Genomic DNA, 13802 nt, shown 5'->3' on the forward strand with positions numbered 1-13802 from the left:
AACTTATTTTTGAAGATACTAATATAAACTTCAAATGCAATTCGACATTCAAAACACCGAATCTTCGGCTTTATATAAATTATTGACAGGAACTGTCATTCCAAGACCTATCGCTTGGGTAGCCACTGTTGATGAAAATGGAATTGATAATTTGGCGCCGTTTTCCTTTTTTAATGTAGTGAGTGAAGATCCGCCGCACATTATGTTTTCAACGGTTCGAACGGGTAATAAAAATAAAGATACATTAAATAATATTTTAGCAAATAAGCAATTTGTAGTCAATTTAGTTACTGAAGATGTTGTAGAACAAATGAATATTACTTCGCAATCTGTAGCAGCTGATGTCAATGAATTTGAATTAGCAAACGTAACTCCAATAGAATCCATTTACATCAAACCAAAACGAGTAAAAGAAAGTTTGGTTCAGTTTGAATGCGAAATGGTGCATCATTATTTTATCGAAAAACATCAAAATGGTGGCGCTTGTATTATCATTGGAAAAATTATTACAATGCATATTGACGATTCAATTTTGATGGAAAATCATAAAATAAATTTAGAAAAATACAAACCTGTCGCACGATTAGCAGGTTCAAATTACAGCAAATTAGGAGAAATATTCTCTATTAAAAGATAATTTAATTATCAATTAAAACATGAAAATAACAGTTATAGGTGGTGGTCCAGGCGGACTTTACTTTTCGATATTAACCAAGAAAGCAATGCCGCATTGCCAAATCGACATTTACGAACGCAATAAACCTGATGATAGTTTTGGATTCGGTGTAGTGTTTTCTGATGAAACCTTAGGCGAATTCTTAAAACGCGACATGCAATCGTATGAATTAATCCGAAGTAAATTTGCATATTGGGATGATATTATTATTGCTAGAGATGGTGAATCCGTAACTATTGCAGGTAATGGTTTTTGCGGTTGTTCCAGAAAAACGCTTTTGCAATTACTTCAACAACGTTGTTTAGAAGAAGGTGTAAACTTGCATTTCGAACAAAATGTAGATGATTTATCACAATTTGCGGATTCCGATATTATTCTGGCAACAGACGGAATTGGAAGTGCAATTCGCACAAAATATCAAAAGGAATTTGGAACAAAAGTCGAGTTAAAGAAAAACCGATTCGTTTGGTTAGGCTCAACAAAACCATTAGATGCTTTTACTTATTTTTTCAGAAGTACGCCACACGGAACCATCGTGGCACATTCGTATCAATACGAAGAAGGTATGAGCACTTGGATTTTTGAATGTAGCGATGAAACTTGGCAAAAACACGGTTTTGAAGTCACCAACGAAGCAGATACGATGGCAAAAATTGCCGAAATCTTCGCAGAAGAATTAGATGGACATCCCTTAATTTCAAATAAATCACACTGGCGACAGTTTCCGCATGTAACGAATGAAAATTGGTATCATAATAACATTGTTTTATTAGGTGATGCCAAAGCTACAGCCCATTATTCTATTGGTTCAGGAACAAAATTGGCTATGGATTCTGCTATTGGCTTATCCGATGCCGTAATTGCTCATCCAACTAATGTTCAAGCCGCTTTTGCACAGTACGATAAAACCCGAAGAAATACGGTAGAAATGATTCAGTATGCTGCTATAGTTTCATTAGATTGGTTTGAAAATATGGATCGTCATATGCAACATACGTTTCAGCAATTTGCTTTTGGCTGCATGACGCGTTCCAAAAAAGTAACGTATGAGAATTTACGCTTAAGAGATAGTTCATTTACTGATAAAGTTTTGGTTGAGTTTAATGACAATTGCAATGTCAATATCAAAAATCAATCAGCTGCGTTTTCAAAATTCAAATTAAGAGATTTAGAATTGCAAAATCGTATCGTAATGTCGTCCATGGGGCAATATTTAGCTGAAAACGGATTGGTAAATGATTGGCATTTTCAGCATTATACGTCAAGAGCTGTGGGCGGTTTAGGATTAATTCTGACCGAAATGACCGCTGTTTCTGATACTGGAAGAATTACTGAAGGATGCGCTGGAATTTATACCGAAAATCAAATTAACGCTTGGAAACGAATTACTGATTTTATTCACAAATACACCCAAACCAAAATCGGAATTCAATTGGGACATTCAGGAAGAAAAGGCTGTTCAAAAATTCCTTGGGAAGAACGATTTCAGGGTAATAAATGGGAGTTGCTTTCAGCTTCTGATATTCCTTTTAATGAAAATTCTGATTGTCCAAAAGAAATGACTTTGGAAGATATGAAATTGGTTAAAAATCAATTTGTACAAGCTGCTAAAAATGCTTACGAAGCTGGTTTTGATATGATTGAATTACAAGCACATCACGGGTTTTTATTGGCTTCTTTCTTATCTCCATTGACAAATATTCGTACCGATGAATTTGGTGGAAGCGTTGAAAATCGATTAAAGTATCCAATAGAAGTTTTTACAGCAATACGAGAAGTGTTTCCAACTGAAAAACCAATTTCTGTTAGAATATCGGCAACCGATTGGGCTGAAAACGGAATTTCAGAACAAGATGTTTTGGTGATTTCGGAAGCCTTCAAAAAGGCTGGTGCGGATATCATTAATGTTTCCACAGGAAATACAGTTGCTAACCAAAAACCACAAACTGGAAGAATGTGGCAAACGCCTTTCTCAGATGCGGTTCGAAACACGGTTCATATTCCAACAATAACTGCTGGATATATTCAAGATATTGATCAAATTAATACCATAATTTTAAACGGAAGAGCCGATCTAGTGTCACTTGGAAGGCCTTTATTATTGGATGCTAATTTTGTAAGAAATGCACAAGCGTATGAACAATTTCAAGCAACAGATATTCCAAATTCCTATAAACTGGGCATTTCACATTTGTATCCCTTAAAAGCTGCCGAAAGAAAACAAGCAGAAGGCATAAAAAAAGCGTTGAAACCGAAGAGTAATAAGAAGTAATTAATAATGAAGGATAATTTTGCTCATATAAATTTACCTAATCTGGAATTACAACCAGAATATACCTTTTTGGATTTTCCACAATTCCAACATTCAGAAATGTTGAATTGTGTAGAAAAATTATTAGATTCTCACATCAAAGAAGGTCGAGGAAATGCAGTTTGCATTCGAACCTTTGAAGAAACCTGGACGTATCAAGTTTTGTTTGAAAAAGCCAATCAAATTGCACATGTTTTAGTCGAGGATTTAGGTTTACAATCAGGCAATCGCGTGTTGTTGCGTTCGGCGAATAACCCAATGATGGTCGCGTGTTGGTTTGCAGTTTTAAAAGCAGGCGGAATTGTAGTAGCCACCATGCCCTTATTGCGTGCTAAAGAAATAACCACTATAATTGATTGTGCTGAAATTTCTCACGCCTTTTGCGATAGCGATTTAGCCGAAGAAATGAATTTAGTAACTTCTGATTTTCTAAAACACATATGTTTTTACAGAAATTCCGATTTAGAAAAGTTAATGGCATCCAAACCAAAAACATTCGACAATTATCTATCAAAATCAGAGGATGTGGCTTTAATTGGGTTTACATCGGGCACCACAGGTTTACCAAAAATGACGGCGCATTATCACAAAGATATTCTCAATATTTGCGAAGCATTTCCAAACTATTCCTTACAACCCACTGAAAATGATATTTTTATTGGAAGTCCGCCCATTGGTTTTACTTTTGGCTTAGGTGGTTTGGTGTTGTTTCCGATGTGTTTTGGCGCTTCCACTTTTTTAATCGAAAAACCAAGTCCAGATGTGTTGTTACAAGCCATTCAAGATTATAAAATCACGATTTGTTTTACAGCTCCAACCGCATGGCGAATTATTACAACAAAAATTCAAGAGTATGATATTTCGAGTTTACGAAAATGTGTTTCGGCGGGTGAAACTTTGCCGTTGAAGGTTTGGCAAGATTGGTTTGATGCCACAGGGCTAAAAATTATTGATGGAATTGGTGCTACCGAAATGTTGCATATTTTTATTTCGTCCAATGAAGAGAATATGAAACCCGGCGCAACTGGAAAAGCTATTACGGGTTACGAAGCTAAAATTATTGACCAACAAGGCAATGAATTACCAAGAAACGAAGCTGGAAGATTAGCGGTTCGAGGAATTACAGGTTGTAAATATTTGAATCGAGAAGAAAAACAAAAGGAATACGTTGAAAACGGCTGGAACATCACAGGTGATATTTTTCGACAAGATGAAGAAGGGTATTTCCATTTTGTGGCTCGTGGCGATGATATGATTATTTCTTCGGGTTATAATATTGCCGCAATTGAAGTAGAATCCGTACTTTTAACACATGAAAATATTTTAGAATGTGCCGTTGTGGGTTTACCCGATGAAGAACGAGGCATGTTAGTTTGCGCACATATCGTTTTAAAAGAGCAACATAATAAAGGTGACGAACTAAAATCGGAAATTCAAAACTGGTTTAAAAATAATGCGGCACCATACAAATATCCTAGAATGATTAATTTTGTGGAAGCTTTACCAAAAACAGAAACAGGTAAAATTCAACGATTTAAGTTAAAATAATTAGTACTAATTTTGTAATTAGTGTTTAAAATAACAGAAATATGCAATTTATAAAACAAGAAAAAATTCGTTTCAAACACATCGATTACGCTGGAATCGTTTTCTATCCACGTTTTCTAGAAATGCTAAATGATTTAGTAGAAGATTGGTTTGAAGAAGCCTTAGACCGACCGTTTTCAAAAATGCACGAAACTAATGGAATTCCAACCGTAGATTTAAAAGTGCAGTTCAAAAATGCTGCACGTTTGGGTGAAATCTTAACTAAAAAACTTTGGGTAAAAGAGTTAAAAAACTCCTCTATTATTTGCGGATTTGAGTTTGAAAACGAAAGCAATAATTTAGTTTTAGAAGGCGAAGTTACTTTGGTTAATGTGAAAATTCAAGAAGACAGACAAAGCATCAAAGCCGAACCTTTTAACGAGGAAATGAAGAATAAAATTATAAATTATAAATTATAAATTACTAATTATGAAAAGTATAGGATTTACATTAGTGTTGTTTTTGACAATAAACTGTTTTGCTCAAAATTCAACTTCACATTACAAAAAAGTGTATCAATTTGATGCTCAACATCAAGATTGGGCATTAGTAAAAACAGTGGCTAATACTTATGGTTTTATTGATAAGAGCGGAAAAGAAATTGTGCAAGCCATCTATTCTAAAATTTATGATTTTGAAATTCAAAAAGATGAAAAAAAATACGCAATGATTAAAAATGTTGCGGGTGCATTTGGTTATATCGACGAAAACGGAAAAGAAATTGTTGAAGGGATTTATTGGAAGAAACTAGAAGCGTTTCAAAAACTGAATTATTATATAAATTCAAAATAAATTTATATTACGATTTAATCTCGTTTTCAATTTGTAAATTAAAAAAATATATTACAAAGATTTTAGAAATTATGTAAATTTCTTTAATCAGTGTTCCAAAAAAATCAGCAATTATTCGCGTTTGCAAAGCAATCCGTTTCATCCGCGTACCAAAACAATAAAAAATGGAATTCAAAAAATTTAAAGCCGCTACTGTTCAAACCTCACCTGTGTTTCTAAACGTAGAAAAGACAGTCGATAAGGCGATTTCTTTTATTAAAGAAGCTGCCTCAAAACAAGCAAAACTTATTGCTTTTCCTGAAGTATTTATTTCGGGATATCCCTATTGGAATTGGATCATGACACCCGTTCAAGGTAGTAAATGGTACGAAGAATTATATAAAAATTCAGTAGATGTTGCAGGACCTGAAATTCAGAAATTGTGTTTGGCTGCAAAAGAAAACGATATTCATATTGTAATGGGAATCAACGAAAGAGGTTCAAGCTATGGTGAAATTTACAATACCAATTTAATCATTGATAATAAAGGCGTTATCATCGGTAAACATAGAAAATTAGTGCCAACTTGGGCAGAAAAATTGACGTGGACTTCAGGCGATGGATCGTCATTAAAAGTCTATGATACCGAAATAGGACCTATCGGAACTTTGGCGTGTGGCGAAAACACGAATACGTTAGCACGATTTGCATTGCTCGCTCAAGGCGAATTGATTCACATCGCTAATTACATTTCGCTTCCGGTAGCTCCACCAGATTATGATATGGCTGAAGCGATTAAAATACGTGCCGCTGCGCACTCTTTTGAAGGAAAATTATTTACGATTGTGTCGTGTTCAACGGTTTCTCAAGAAATCAAAGACGCCTTACGTGCCGATGTGCCGAATGTAGATGAATTATTAGACAGAAAAAGTTCAGCTTTCTCAGGATTTATAGGTCCAAATGGCGCTGTTATAGGGCAACCTTTAATTGATGAAGAAGGAATAGTATATGCTGAAATTGACTTAGAAAAGTGCATCCAACCCAAACAAATGCACGATATTTTAGGACATTACAACCGATTTGATATTTTCGATTTACGAGTTAACACCGCTCCAACGCGAAAAATTACATTTATTGATAATCACGAGGAGTTTAATAAAAGATAAATAATTGATGACTGAGGCTCTCGAAGTCATCAATTTAAAATAAAACAAAATGGAAGAAAACAATTTTTCAGATGACCAAATTGGTCGTGCAAGAGTACAAGATTCACCCGAATTAGTTGCCTATTACAAAGAATTGGAAACATTAGGAGCGGGTGCTTTGTGGACTGTAGCAAATGATATCGAACCTTGGGAACCCCGTTCGTCATCCGTACCCATGCTTTGGAAATATGATGATTTACGCAATTTAGTTTTAAAATCATCCGAATTAGTTACACCAGAACAAGCTGGTAGACGTGTGGTTTATTTAGTAAACGACAAGCGTAAAGATGTTTCGGCAGCCGTGGGTTGGTTGTACACTGGAATTCAAGTTACGCGTCCAGGTGAAAGTACTTCGGCGCATCGTCACAAGGCATCGGCATTACGATTTATTATGGAAGGCGAAGGCGGTTACACGGTTGTTGACGGCAATAAAATCACGTTTGAAGTCAATGATTTTGTCATTACGCCTAATTCAACTTGGCACGAACATGGTGTAGAAGAAGACGGAAAAACCTGTATTTGGCAAGATGGATTGGATATTCCTTTAGTAAATGCTTTAGAAGCCAATGATTATGCGGTTTATGATGGAAAACAAAAAATACTAAAACCGCTGAATTATTCACCAATAATGTATGGTTGTGCAGGATTAATTCCAGCTGATAAAACATGGGACAAGCCCTATTCGCCTTTATTCAAATATTCTTGGAAAAATGTGTATCGAGCACTTTTAGAAGCTCAAAAAGTAAATGAAGTTAATCCGTTTGATGGGATTTTTATGCAATATTCGAATCCGTTAACAGGTGGACACGTGATGCAAACGATGGGAGCCGCGATGCAATTGTTACCCGCAGGTTTCAAAGGAAAAGCACACAAGCATACAGGTTCGTTCGTATATCAATGTGCGAAAGGAAAAGGTTTTTCCATCATCAACGGACAACGCTTCGATTGGAAAGAAAGAGATATTTTCTGTGTTCCGAGTTGGGCTTGGCACGAACATCAAAACCTTTCCGAAACTGAAGACGCTTGCTTATTTCAATTCAACGATTTACCTGTGATTGAAAGTTTAGGATTGTTCCAAAGTAGAGAATTAGAAGAAAATAACGGGCATCAAAAAATATAATCGATTATGAATTTTAAAAAAATAACATTTCTAATTGTATTCATATCACAATTTTGTATTGCTCAAAATGTTGATTTTGATAAAGGAATTATACTTCAAAAAAAATATTTTGAAGTAGTTCAATATGAAACTGTTTATGATAAAATTATCATTCCTGTAACCATAAATGGTAAAAATTTTAGGTTCCTATTAGATACTGGGGCACCGAATTTAGTTTCAAATGAAGTTATGCAAGAATTAAATTTTGTATCAACTAACAAGATTAATATACGTGATGCGAATAATCTTAATCAATCAATGCAAAGTATAGTTATTCCGAAAATTGAAATTGGAAAATTAATATTTGAAGAACAAATAGCTTTGGTTTATGATTTAAAAAATCATAATTTATTAAGTTGTTATAATATTGATGGTTTTATCGGTAGTAATTTATTGAAAAACTCCAGTTTAAAAATTGATAAAACAAATCAGAACCTAATTATTACAGATCAAATCGATTTATTAAATATAAAGGTAAAACCAACTAAAGTAAAATTAATTGGAAGCCAAAAAGCACCATATATTGAGCTTAATTTTTTAGGTAAAAACAAAGAAAAAGCTTCAGATATGGTTTTGTTTGATACAGGTATGGATGGTTTGTATGATATGTCAAATCGTGCGTTTGCTATATTTGAAAATCAAAATATTTTTGAAATTAAAGGGAAATCAGAAGGATTAAGTAGTATTGGACTTTTTGGTTTAGGAAAACCTAGCTTGCAAAGATTAGTTTTAGTTGAAAATGCTTTTTTAAATAATAAATCAATTAATAAATTATATGCAGATACTACTGATGACAGTAATTCAAGGATAGGTTTAGAGTTTTTGAATTATGGAAATGTAATTCTCGATTTCAAAAAGAAGAATTTTTATTTTGAAGCAAATGAAACAATAATCCTTTCAAATAAAGAGCCAAAATTCGCGCCAACAATTTTAGATAATAAATTAATAGTTGGTTTAGTTTGGGATAAAAAATTGGCTGAAAAAATTAAATTTGGTGATGAAATACTAAGCATAGATACTTTTAAAATTAATGAAATGAAGTCGTGTGAAATTTTAAATTTAAAAAAGTATGTTAAAAACAAAAATTTTTACACTCTTGAAGTTAAAAATAAAGAAGGTCAAATCAGCAAAATAAATATTGAAAATTAATAACTACAAATAACTTTGCTACTTTGTAACTTAGCAACTTTGAAACTTAATAAAAAACATGAAACTACTTACCTACAAAACACAAGACACCGAGCCACGTTTGGGCTTCATTCACAACAATCAAGTCATTGATATGGAAGATTTTGGACAAATTTCTAATTTTCCATTACCTAATGATATGTTGGAATTAATTGATATGGGCTTTGAAATTATTGCTGAAATAAGCGAATTAATTTCGGAAACACCAGAAAATTTCTTCGAGGAAATCGCTTTTGAAATGAACGAAGTTACGATTTTAGCACCTATCGAAAAACCAAGAAAAAACATCATTGGAATTGGTTTAAATTACACCGAACACGTTGCAGAAAGCGCTCGTGGATTAGATACAACTGGTAAATTGCCAACAAAACCAATTATTTTCTCCAAACCACCTACAACGGTAACAGGAACTAATACGGAAATAATAAAAAACACAAAATTGACTTCACAACTGGATTGGGAATGTGAATTGGCTGTTGTAATTGCTAAAAAAGGGAAATATGTTGCTAAAGAAGATGCAATGGATTATGTTTTTGGTTACACCGTAATTAATGATATTTCTGCGCGCGATTGCCGTAGAGAAGGACAATGGATTGTATCTAAAGGGCAAGATACGTTTGCACCAATGGGGCCTTATTTGGTTACAAAAGACGAAATTGAAAATCCACATAACTTGAATTTATCTTTAAAAGTAAATGGTGTGGAAAAACAAAATTCCAATACCAAATTTATGCTTTTCAATATCAATGATTTGATTGAAGATTTGAGTATTGTTTTTACCTTAGAACCAGGCGACATCATCGCAACCGGAACTCCAGCAGGTGTTGGCGCTGGTCGTGACCCACAAGAATGGATGCATAATGGAGATGTGGTAGAAGCTACAGTGGAAGGCATTGGAACAATTGTGAACACCGTAAAAGAGATATAAAGTTATTACACAGAGTTCCACAGAGACAAGCACAGAGTAGCACAAAATTTTTTGTAAATCTTTGTGGTAACTTTGCGAATCTCTGCGAAACAAAACAAATAATAAAATGAAATACAGAATAGGACAAATAGTTCCATCATCAAACGTAACGATGGAAACCGAAATACCAGCCATTTTTCGCTCTCGTGAAACCATTTTACCTGAGCGATTTACGTTTCATAGCAGTAGAATGCGCATGAAAAAAGTAACCAAAGAAGAATTGGAAGCGATGGATGCGATGAGTTTGAAATGTGCTCAAGAGTTGTCAGATGCTCAAGTAGATGTGATGGGTTATGCCTGTTTAGTAGCCATTATGAGTATGGGACGCGGGTATCATTGTGTATCGGAAGTAAATTTGCACCAAGAAACAATTGCTAATGATTTTCCAACGCCAATTGTAACTTCTGCAGGTGCATTAATTAACGGATTAAAGGTTTTGGGTGCGAAACAAATTTCGATTATTACACCTTATATGCGACCATTAACAGATATGGTGGTGGATTATATCGAAAATCAAGGCATTAAAGTAAAACAAAGTATAGCTTTAGAAATTCCAGATAATTTAGAAGTAGCCGCTCAAAATCCAATGAATTTATTAGAAATCTATAAACAATTGGATTTGAAAGATGTAGATGTTTTGGTTGCTTCAGCCTGTGTACAAATGCCATCATTGGAAGCTATTGATTTAATTCAAGCTGAATGTGGTATTCCAGTTACATCAGCGGCGGTTTGTACTACCTTTGAAATGATGAAAAAGCTAGGTATCGAAGCTAAATCGGCAATCGGCGGGGAACTTCTAAACGGTAAATATTAAATATTATGGAATGGAACGTAATTGACGGAAAACTAGTAAACAATTTTAAGTTTAAATCGCAAACAGAATTGGTACACTTTCTTTTAAAAGTGGCTAATTATGCTGATGAAATTAACCACCACCCCGATTGTAAAGTCCACAAAGCCTTTCAATTAGAAATCACTTTATATACTTATGACAAAAATGAAATTACCAATTTAGATTATCAACTGGCTGAAAAAATTGATGGTTTGTTTAGCAATTAAATCTTTAACAATGTAATTGGTTTTTTGTGATTTCTTTTACTTGATGAGATAAAATTTGGAAGTTTTTGAAGTTTCTAGTAATAAAATTAACTTTTAAAAACTATATTTTGCCCCACCATAAATATTCCTTCCTGCAGCATTAATTCCGGATGCAAAATTTCTATATTGTGTATCTAAAATATTTTCTATTCCTGTAAATAAAGTAAATCCTTCTATTGATTTTGTTGCCGCTTTAAAATTGTAAGTCTCCCAAGCTGGCATCCCATTTGTAGGCGCGTAAACCAAGTTGTCTTCGCCACTTGTAGAATAATCACTTAATTGTTTTTTCCCGTTAAATAACATATAAGCTTCAAAATCAGCCCATTTTGGATTGAAGTTTATCCCTAATTTTCCAAAATGAGGAGGAATATGATCTAAAGGTCTTCTGTTTCCATTAGTAGTAACTCTGCCCAAAGTAACATTGTAGGAACCATTAAATTGCACGTTTTTTGCGAGTGTAGTTTTGAAATTCCCGTTTACACCTGTTACAAATGCTTTTCCTAAATTTTGATTTGCGATTACCTTTCTTACGTCGCCACTTCCAAAATCGTAGGTATTTTGTCCGTTAAAAGTAAAGCTGTCTGTTACAATGGCATCGTATAATTGCGTGTAAAAATAGGTAGTGTCAAATTGATGTTTGTTCGATTTAGACTTTAAAACAAATCCAAAATCTCCAGTTAATGTTTGTTCTGGTTTTAAATCTTTATTTGGAACAATTAAAGTTCCTGCGCCAGATTCAAATATTTTTGCTAAATCATCAATATTCGGCACTCTAAAACCAGAACTTACATTGGTTTTAAGGATAAAATTTTCCGAAGCGTTATGAACTAAACCAATGTTTCCGCTATAGATTAAGTTTTGTTGTTTTATTTCATTAAAAGGTAAAGGTATTATTGAATTATCAGCTATTGTACTAGTAAGAGTAGCGTATCCAATTCTTGCACCCATAGAAAAGTTGGTAGCTACATATCTTTTGGAAGTGTATGAAACATAGATATCATTTCGCATCATATTGTTTTTTCCATTCGGATATCTGGTATCTAATGGCACTACAACACCTGTGTTTATGTTGTTTTTAAAGGCAGTCGATTTTAAATTATCATAATAATTTTCAAAACCATAATATAAATTTCCTCTTTTTAATTTGGTTTCAAAATTGGCGGCTAATGAATATATATTTACATTTTCTATTCTGTTTTGCAGGTTGTAATTCCCAAAATTTCTATTCATTCTACTTTCTTCCACGTTTTGATAACCCGCATCTAATTTGAAATCGGTATTGGAAAACACATTTTCTTTTTCCAAACTATATACCCCTAAAAGTCTTTTTTGTGGTCCGTAATACCATTCGGCACTTTTTAAACCTGTACCAGCAGGATCTGTTAATCGGTCGTATCTATTGATGTTTGAAGAGGTTGAATATTGAAAATTGGCACTATGAGTAAAACCGCTTTTAGATTTGTATACGAATTTTTGCATGAAGTTGTATTGTTTAAAACCACCTCCAATTTGTACATATTTGTTGTCGTTTTGATTTAAAACATCAACTTCATTTATGGTTTCAACATATTTTGTTCTTTCTCCAAAGAAATCGCCATTATGATTTTTAGATTTTCCCATTTTCAAATCACCAAAATCATTGTATGAAAAAGCAGTTAACGATGCAAAATTCTTGTCTCCATAATTAATGTCAAAATAGCCTGATTTCTCTTCGTTTACAGAAGAATATCGTGTATTAAAATTTCCAGTAAAACCATCAATTAACTTTGCGTTTTTCGTAATCATATTTACCGAACCTCCAAGCGCATCACTTCCGTATAATGAGGAGGTTGGGCCATATTGCACCAATGTCGCTTCTAGGAAATTTTCATCAACAGTTATTACATTTTGTAAATGACCCGATCTGAAAATTAGATTGTTCATTCGTACGCCATCTACCAATAGTAAAATTCGGCTGGATTCAAATCCTCTAATTACTGGACTCCCACCACCTTGTTGCGATTTCTGAACAAATAACGCTCCAGAATTTGCCAACATATCTGCGGTGCTTTGAAAGTTTTGAAATTCTATTTTTTCTTTTGAAAAGATTTCAATTTGTGAAGGCGTTTGATTTTTATCAATTGTAATTTTCTTAGAATTGATTTTTATTTCTTCAATATTTTGTGTTTTGATAGTATCTGTAACTTCTTGACTAAAAGATAATTGTATGTTTATTATCAGAAAACCAAAAAGTAATGAGCATTTTTTTATCATTTTTAACCATTTAAATAAATAACATATCAAAAATTATGCCATGAAACCGAGTTTATTTTTTATTAGGTTCAATAATTACTGCGCTTAGGTATTTCTTTTTTATTAGAATTAGCGCTTTTTCGGCTTCAATTTTACTTTTAAAACTTCCTACCCAAACTTTATATGACGGATTGCTATAAACTATAGTTCCGTCTGTTTGTAAAAATTCTTTTTTAAAGGCAAGTAATGTTTTCTTAGATTCTTCTATGTTTCCAAAAAATATTTGAATCTTAAATTTGTCATTTATAGTAATGCCAGAATTGTTTTTTCTTTTTTCTTGAAGCAATTTTTCAATTTTTTCATCTTGTTCAATTATTTTTTTTGATGTTTGCGAAAAAATATTTTGCGCAAACAAAAATGTTGAAATAAAGATTGTGAATGTGATAATTTTATTTAAAGTCTTCATAATGAATGATATTTATTGCAAATTTATTACTAAGTTTTAAATTATAAACCTTAATCTTATTTAGAATTAAAATAAATTACATTTTAAGATAAATTTAAGGTTTTTATAATTATTCTAATGTTGTATTTTTGTGCAAGTTTTT

13 protein-coding genes are annotated in these 13802 nt (G+C 33.0%); 11 read left to right on the forward strand and 2 right to left on the reverse strand.

Annotation, left to right across the window (positions count from 1 at the left end; all coding sequences use genetic code 11):
• The first annotated feature begins 34 nt into the window (after window positions 1–34).
• From ABWP78_RS00985 to ABWP78_RS01035, 11 genes are all read left to right on the forward strand, one after another.
• Complete coding sequence (locus ABWP78_RS00985; protein WP_353168012.1) at window positions 35–637, forward strand: flavin reductase family protein; 603 nt, start codon at window positions 35–37, stop codon at window positions 635–637.
• 19 nt (window positions 638–656) lie between these two features.
• Window positions 657–2948, forward strand: coding sequence for an oxidoreductase (locus ABWP78_RS00990; protein WP_353168014.1), 2292 nt, complete (start codon window positions 657–659; stop codon window positions 2946–2948).
• Between the two features lie 6 nt (window positions 2949–2954).
• Window positions 2955–4535 carry an AMP-binding protein gene (locus ABWP78_RS00995; RefSeq protein ID WP_353168016.1) on the forward strand — a complete coding sequence of 527 codons (1581 nt, stop codon included), beginning with the start codon at window positions 2955–2957 and terminating at the stop codon, window positions 4533–4535.
• Window positions 4536–4576: 41 nt separating this feature from the next.
• A complete protein-coding gene (locus tag ABWP78_RS01000) occupies window positions 4577–4993 on the forward strand; it encodes an acyl-CoA thioesterase (RefSeq protein WP_353168018.1) in 417 nt (138 codons plus the stop codon).
• A 10-nt stretch (window positions 4994–5003) separates the two neighbouring features.
• Window positions 5004–5366, forward strand: a complete 363-nt coding sequence (locus ABWP78_RS01005) for a WG repeat-containing protein (RefSeq protein ID WP_353168021.1) — start codon at window positions 5004–5006, stop codon at window positions 5364–5366.
• 164 nt (window positions 5367–5530) lie between these two features.
• Window positions 5531–6511: a carbon-nitrogen hydrolase family protein gene (locus ABWP78_RS01010; RefSeq protein ID WP_353168023.1), complete on the forward strand. Its 981-nt coding sequence runs from the start codon at window positions 5531–5533 to the stop codon at window positions 6509–6511.
• A 49-nt stretch (window positions 6512–6560) separates the two neighbouring features.
• Window positions 6561–7670 carry a cupin domain-containing protein gene (locus ABWP78_RS01015; protein WP_353168025.1) on the forward strand — a complete coding sequence of 370 codons (1110 nt, stop codon included), beginning with the start codon at window positions 6561–6563 and terminating at the stop codon, window positions 7668–7670.
• 6 nt (window positions 7671–7676) lie between these two features.
• Entirely contained in the window at window positions 7677–8858 is a 1182-nt protein-coding gene (locus tag ABWP78_RS01020; protein WP_353168027.1) for a retropepsin-like aspartic protease, read from the forward strand.
• A gap of 58 nt (window positions 8859–8916) precedes the next feature.
• Entirely contained in the window at window positions 8917–9825 is a 909-nt protein-coding gene (locus tag ABWP78_RS01025) for a fumarylacetoacetate hydrolase family protein (RefSeq protein ID WP_353168029.1), read from the forward strand.
• A 106-nt stretch (window positions 9826–9931) separates the two neighbouring features.
• On the forward strand, window positions 9932–10678 hold the full coding sequence (locus ABWP78_RS01030) for a maleate cis-trans isomerase family protein (RefSeq protein ID WP_353168032.1): 747 nt from the start codon (window positions 9932–9934) through the stop codon (window positions 10676–10678).
• Between the two features lie 5 nt (window positions 10679–10683).
• Complete coding sequence (locus ABWP78_RS01035; protein ID WP_353168034.1) at window positions 10684–10923, forward strand: 4a-hydroxytetrahydrobiopterin dehydratase; 240 nt, start codon at window positions 10684–10686, stop codon at window positions 10921–10923.
• A gap of 93 nt (window positions 10924–11016) precedes the next feature.
• On the opposite strand, the gene ABWP78_RS01040 is transcribed toward ABWP78_RS01035, so the two are convergent.
• Complete coding sequence (locus tag ABWP78_RS01040) at window positions 11017–13215, reverse strand: TonB-dependent receptor plug domain-containing protein (protein ID WP_353168037.1); 2199 nt, start codon at window positions 13213–13215, stop codon at window positions 11017–11019.
• A gap of 52 nt (window positions 13216–13267) precedes the next feature.
• The gene (locus ABWP78_RS01045; protein ID WP_353168039.1) at window positions 13268–13660 is read right to left on the reverse strand and encodes an SPOR domain-containing protein; all 393 of its coding nucleotides are present in this window, start codon (window positions 13658–13660) and stop codon (window positions 13268–13270) included.
• Between the last annotated feature and the right edge of the window lie 142 nt (window positions 13661–13802).

The sequence above is a fragment of the Flavobacterium sp. genome (assembly GCF_040402955.1).
Classification (GTDB): Bacteria; Bacteroidota; Bacteroidia; order Flavobacteriales; family Flavobacteriaceae; genus Flavobacterium.